General features: G+C 32.7%; 7 protein-coding genes. All 7 read left to right on the top strand.

What is annotated here, in order from left to right; translation table 11 throughout:
- Positions 1-423: Wzt carbohydrate-binding domain-containing protein (locus ACYVAA_RS21990; RefSeq protein ID WP_460546041.1), on the top strand; the 423-nt coding region annotated here is incomplete at its 5' end.
- 3 nt (positions 424-426) lie between these two features.
- Positions 427-1,815 carry a sulfotransferase gene (locus ACYVAA_RS21985; protein ID WP_460546039.1) on the top strand — a complete coding sequence of 463 codons (1,389 nt, stop codon included), beginning with the start codon at positions 427-429 and terminating at the stop codon, positions 1,813-1,815.
- On the top strand, positions 1,808-2,791 hold the full coding sequence (locus ACYVAA_RS21980; RefSeq protein WP_460546036.1) for a glycosyltransferase family 2 protein: 984 nt from the start codon (positions 1,808-1,810) through the stop codon (positions 2,789-2,791). The genes ACYVAA_RS21985 and ACYVAA_RS21980 overlap by 8 nt, the downstream gene beginning before the upstream one ends.
- An 11-nt stretch (positions 2,792-2,802) precedes the next feature.
- The gene (locus ACYVAA_RS21975; RefSeq protein WP_460546034.1) at positions 2,803-3,546 is read left to right on the top strand and encodes a class I SAM-dependent methyltransferase; all 744 of its coding nucleotides are present in this window, start codon (positions 2,803-2,805) and stop codon (positions 3,544-3,546) included.
- Positions 3,527-4,540: a glycosyltransferase family 2 protein gene (locus tag ACYVAA_RS21970; RefSeq protein WP_460546032.1), complete on the top strand. Its 1,014-nt coding sequence runs from the start codon at positions 3,527-3,529 to the stop codon at positions 4,538-4,540. Before ACYVAA_RS21975 ends, ACYVAA_RS21970 begins: the two co-directional genes overlap by 20 nt.
- On the top strand, positions 4,537-5,463 hold the full coding sequence (locus ACYVAA_RS21965; protein WP_460546030.1) for a Rossmann-fold NAD(P)-binding domain-containing protein: 927 nt from the start codon (positions 4,537-4,539) through the stop codon (positions 5,461-5,463). The genes ACYVAA_RS21970 and ACYVAA_RS21965 overlap by 4 nt, the downstream gene beginning before the upstream one ends.
- Positions 5,464-5,491: 28 nt before the next feature.
- A partial coding sequence (locus tag ACYVAA_RS21960) for a glycosyltransferase family 2 protein (protein WP_460546028.1) occupies positions 5,492-6,093 on the top strand: 602 nt, incomplete at its 3' end.

Raw genomic sequence — 6,093 nt, 5'->3', positions numbered from 1 at the left:
GTTACATGGAGCGGATTTATTAATCAGGAAATTTATGGTAAATCAGAAAAGGGGATAAGTGGTAGCCCTTACCATTTTAAACTTTACTTTGAAAGTAGTAGTGATATAGACAAGACTATTTTGTCTATAGGTTTTTTTTCAAAGAACAACAATACTTTTTTTTTCTCTTTGAGGACGGACTGCATTAATTATCATATAAATACAGTGTCTGGGGAAAAGAAATCTGTCACTTTTTTATTAAGTAAACTTCCATTAAGAAATGGAGTTTATTCAATTAACTTAATGGCTCAGACTAAATATGAAACTTTAGATTGGATTAAGGATGCAGGAGAAATATCAGTTATTGATGGGGACTATTATGGTTCAGGTATAATTCCGGCTCAAGGAAGAGAAGGCGTCTTGGTCGATTTTGAAATAATATAGTGAATGAAAAAGAGAATTAAAGAAATTATTTTTCTAATGCTTAGCCCTTTCAGGTTTATTTTATTCGAGGTAAATAAACAAGCAGAAAAAGAATTAGATGTTGCCAAGAAGAATAAGATACTATCCAAGGTTCGTGATTGTGGGAAAGGAGTAAAAATAAATGGAAATATAATAATTACTCACCCAGAGTTTTTGGTATTGGGTAATAACGTTCACATTGGAGATGGTACGTATATACACTCTGATGGAGGAATACTTGTAGGAGATAATACTCATATCAGTAGAAATGTAGTTATTTACACCAGTAATCATAATTATGAAGGGACTGCCTTACCTTATGATGATAAAAGAATATATAAATCTGTAAAAATCTCTGAAAACGTTTGGATTGGGATGAATGTATGCATTTGTCCAGGAGTAACAATAGGAGAAGGTGCTATTATTGGATTGGGGGCAGTAGTTTCAAAAGATGTACCTCCTTTTTCAATTATTGGAAGTGGTCCTCAAAGAATTTTAAAAGAAAGAAATGGAGAAAGATATAGGCTTTTAAAGGATAGTAAGAAATATGGAGGCGTAAATGGTTGTTTGATTACTGAAAGCTCTAAGATTCTTCAAGGAAAATCTGTTTTTAATTTAGGACCAAATCTTTTTTTTATTCTTAGCACTGGAAGATCTGGTAGCCAATCTATTGCTAGAACTTTGTCACAACATCCTGATGTAACCTGTTTGCATGAGGCAAAACCTGAGTTGATCAGGCTTTCAACTGACTATGCTCACGGGATAATTTCAAGGGAACAGGTGAAAAAAGAGATAGTAAAAATTTATTCGTCTACCACTAATATTTTTACTCCATATTATGGAGAGTCGGATCAAAAGTTATCTAACCTGGTAGAGGTGCTCCGAGAAATTTTTCCTCAAGCTAAATTTATTTGGCTATTGAGAAATGCCAAGGATGTGATAACTTCAACATATAGTAGGGGCTGGTTTGATGATGTTGAATATGGTTTTACAAATGATTTTAGAGCACGCTTTACTGGAGGGATATATTCAGCTTACAGATTGAATGGAGGAAAAGTAAATGGCATATTATCTGAAAATGATTGGGAGAAAATGTCTGCTTTTGAAAGAAATTGCTGGTATTGGTCATATTGGAATAATCTGATCTCAAAAAGTTTTGAGGAGATAGCCAATGGGAAAAAATTAACCATTAAACTGGAGGAGTTTTCTCAGGGTTTGTATGATATAAATCACCTACTAGGCTTATCAGATTACGATTACCAAATCAAAATTTTTAATAAAGCGAAATATGACCTTAAAACACAGTGGTCGAAAAAACAAAGAGATTATTATAATAGTCACTGTTTGCCTTTAATGAATGAATGGTATGGATGATAACAAACCACTAGTTTCTATTCTCATTCCTAATTATAATAAAGCTCCTTATTTAAGAGATACACTAGATTCAGTTTTAAATCAAACTTATCAAAATTGGGAATGTATAATAGTGGATGATCGTAGTACAGACGGATCGTGGGAAGTTTTATTGGATTATCAGGATAAGGATAACCGTTTTAAAATTTTTAAAAGACCAGATCATCTTCATAAAGGCGGAAATGTTTGTAGGAATTATGCTTTTCAACTTTCATCTGGGGATTTTATTCAGTGGTTAGATTCTGATGATATCTTGGATAATAGGAAAATTGAAGCCCAAATAAATGATCTCAAACAGTATAGAGGGGAAAAAGTAATGTCTATTTCGAATTGGGAATTTTTTACTACAAATATAAATAATGTCAATATCAATTTCGAAAGATGGGAATCTTACTCCAATGATGGAGTCAGTGCCCTAACCCATTTATGGATGAACAAACAATTTTTTCCAATATTTGTTTTTTTGATTCCAAAAAAAATAGCAGGTAAAGTAAATGATTGGAATGAAGAAATTCTTAAAAATCAAGATGGAGAGTATTCCACCAAGATAATTTTAGAAGCCAATAAACTTTGTTATTCCAAAGATTCAGTAGGGTTTTATAGAAAACCTAATAAAGGTCATGTTAGTGCTGGAAATTCCTTTGAGGTTTATGATTCCTTTCTTGAATCAATAAAAAAATGTGAAAATTATGTTTTAAAAAGAAGGGATACTGAGGAAGTAAGGAAAGCCATTGCTAGTAATTATGAAATTTTGTTTATCAAGTTTTACGATATGTTTCCTTCTTTGGCAGAAAAGTGCTGGGGATATTTGCTTCATGTGAAAGGAAATCAAATATTGGTAAATAGGAAAAAACCCATTTTATTATCACTTAGCTATATTTTTGGATACAAACTGATTTTCAAGTTTAGAAATATTACCAAATCCATTTTAGGATAAATTTAATGAAGTTGAAGAAAAATAGATATACCCTTTCAGAATTAGTACATAATACTCGTGCTGCTGAGGTAATTGTTCCTTTGATCTTAAAAGTGGTTCAGCCTCATTCAATACTAGATGTAGGTTGTGGAATAGGAACATGGATGAATACCTTTTTAAAGCATGGGATTCAGGATGTCTGTGGGGTTGATGGGGATTATGTGGATAGGTCTCTGTTGAAAAAATATATTCCTTTGGGTAATTTCATTCCCCAAGACCTTGAAAAGGCATTTGATCTGCAAAGAAAATTTGACCTTGTCATTTCTTTTGAAGTTGCTGAACATTTAAAAGCTTCTGCTGCCAAATGCTTTGTGGAAAGTCTTACCAAACATGGAGATTTAATTTTATTTTCAGCAGCTGTTCCTGGTCAGGGAGGTCAAAATCATGTTAATGAACAATGGCTTTCATATTGGTCTGAATTATTTGCGGGGAAAGGATACACAGCTTATGAAATGATTCGACCATTAATATGGGAAGATAAGAACATTGATGTTTGGTATAGGCAAAATATGGTTTTATTCTCTTCTAAAAATTTGAATTTACCAGAAGTGAATGTAAAAGATATGATATTACCTGATCTATGGGAACAGAAAATATCCAGAATCCAAAGTATGGATCATCAATTAAAAAGAATAAGGGAAGGTAAAGTGGGGATGGGATTTTATTTAAAGGGAATAATCAAAAGCTTAAAATATTTTGGACGTAAACAGAAGTAATGTTCCCTTAATATCAGTAGTTCTTCCCGTTTACAATGGGAAGGATTTCCTGTATGAAGCTATTAAAAGCATATTGGATCAAACCTATGAAAATTTTGAATTAATAGTGATTAATGATGCCTCGTCTGATGAGTCAGAAAAGGTGATATCAAAATTTAAGGATCATAGAATCCGATATATAAAAAATGAGAAAAATTTAGGTTTAATAGGAACCTTAAATAAAGGTATTTCCATGGCAAATGGAAAGTATATTGCCAGAATGGATCAAGATGATATTGCGGTTTCCACTAGATTCGAAAAGCAGGCTTCTTTTATGGAGGATCACCAAGAGGTAGTGCTTTGCGGAATGCAAGGAAAAATACTTCAAACAGGTGAGGAATATAATATTCCAGTTGAGGATAGGGAAAATAAAACGTATTTGTTTTTTGGTTCACCTTTTATTCATCCAGTTGTCATGATCAGAAAATCGGTCCTAAGGGAACATGGTTTAAAGTACAATCAAAAATATAATCATGCTGAAGATTTTGGATTGTGGATAAATTTAGCGTTTGCTGGAAAGTTTTATAATCTTCCGGAAGTAGGGATATTTTATCGACTCCATGAAATGCAGTATACCAAGGTTTTTAAATCAGCAAATTATGATTCTTCCTTATTAGCCAAAATAGAATATTTAGAAAATTTGGGAATAAATCTTTCAGAAAGCCAAAAGGAAATCTATTCAAAAATAAACCATAAGAAGGTTGATTTTCAGGATTTAAATGAGTTAAGAAGAGTAGGCTCTTTTTATAAATCCTTTTGTAAGTTGTCTTTTCCACCATCCATTGATAAAAAATATCTCACAAGATTAATTTACAAGAAATGGAAAATAGCCTGTTCTAATGGGATAAATGAAGGACATAATACTTATATGGTATTTTTATCAAACCCGATAATTTATAGATTTTTTGAACCTAGAGTTCATTTTTGGTTTTTGAAAAAAATGATACGATTATGAAAGAAAGGGTTCTTGTATTGGGAGGAACAGGCTTTGTAGGAAGAAGTTTGTCAACTTTGTTAAGTACAGATTATTATGTTCGTATTTTTTCTCCATCTGCAAACCAAATTTCCTTAGAAAATGGAATAGAGGGATATGTTGGTAGAATAGAAAATCAGAATGAGTTGACGACTCATTTAGAATGGGCCGATATTATCGTTCACTTAGTTTCCACATCAAATCCAAAATCATCCATGTGCAACCCCTATGGGGATGCGCAATCCAATTTGTTGCCTTTGATTTCAATATTGGAATATTTAAAAAATCACCCTGAAAAATATTTAGTGTTTTGTTCTTCTGGAGGAGCGGTGTATGGTAAAGGAGATGAAGTTGCGTTTGAGGAAGATCATCCTAAAAGACCACAATCATCTTATGGAATTGTGAAATCAACCATGGAGGAATACATTGAGTATTACCGTAATCTATATCAGGTAAATGCGTTGGTTTTAAGGCCTTCTAATATTTATGGCTATAAAAGTAAATCATTAGGGCAACAAGGTCTTATAAGTACCTTGATTTTGAGGACATTAAAAAAAGAGCCAGTTGATATTTGGGTCCCACTTAGTACTAATAAGGATTATTTGTACATACAGGATTTTGTGAAATCTGTAAAGCTATTAATTGAAAATCAGGCTATTGGTGTTTATAATATTGGGTCAGGTGATCTGTACTCTATAAGTGAAATTATAAGTGTCGTAGCTAAATCATTGGGAGAGTTACCAATGATCAATGCTTCGGTAAGTGATTTTTCAAAGATAGATGTACCTGTTAGGTTAAATACAGCTAAGCTTAAAAAGTTGACAGGTTGGGAAGCTCGATACACACTTGAAGAGGGAGTAGATGAAATTTTAAATGATATTCATTTTTATGCATCCAGAGTTTAAGGTATCTGTTATTATCCCCGTCTATAATATGGCCGAGTATATTTCAACAGCGGTGAATTCTGCAACAATTCTTTCAGAGGTTGGAGAAGTGATTCTTGTGGAAGATGGGTCCTCAGATAAATCGTTGGAAGTATGTAATCAACTGGAAATGGATTATGTCAAAGTTAAATTACTTCGGCATCCTGGGGAAGTAAATAAAGGGGTTTCAGCAAGTAGAAACTTGGGGATTCGATCTGCAAAATTTCCATGGGTTGCTTTTTTGGACGCGGACGATTGGTATATGCCTCATAGGTTTAATAGAGACAAATTATTATTTTCTGAAGGCAAAGTTAAAGATGGAATGTACTCATGTGCCATTCTTGAAACAGATCAAGATGACCTTACCAAAAGGTATGGTGTAAAAAAGGATCCAAGGAAATTAATAGGAAAAGAAGTTTCAAGTCTAGAGTTTTATAAAATTAAACTAAAAAAAAAGTGGGTTCTTTTTCATACAAACACTTTAACCATAAAAAGGGACTTTCTTTTAAAGGAAAAACTTTTTGATATTCGATTAAAGCTTCATGAAGATTCAGAGTTATGGAACAGACTATTGAGAAGGGGAGATTTTAGCGCTTCAGAGGTGGATTACCC

Source organism: Echinicola sediminis, assembly GCF_054777495.1.
The sequence above is the reverse complement of the archived record's forward strand: the minus strand, read 5'-3'. Positions and strand labels throughout refer to the sequence as shown.

What these genes read in the sequence shown, in the direction of transcription:
- ACYVAA_RS21980 (WP_460546036.1), top strand. Translation starts at nt 1,808, where the DNA reads ATGGATGATAACAAACCACTAGTTTCTATTCTCATTCCTAATTATAAT.
- ACYVAA_RS21985 (WP_460546039.1), top strand. Translation starts at nt 427, where the DNA reads ATGAAAAAGAGAATTAAAGAAATTATTTTTCTAATGCTTAGCCCTTTC.
- ACYVAA_RS21965 (WP_460546030.1), top strand. Translation starts at nt 4,537, where the DNA reads ATGAAAGAAAGGGTTCTTGTATTGGGAGGAACAGGCTTTGTAGGAAGA.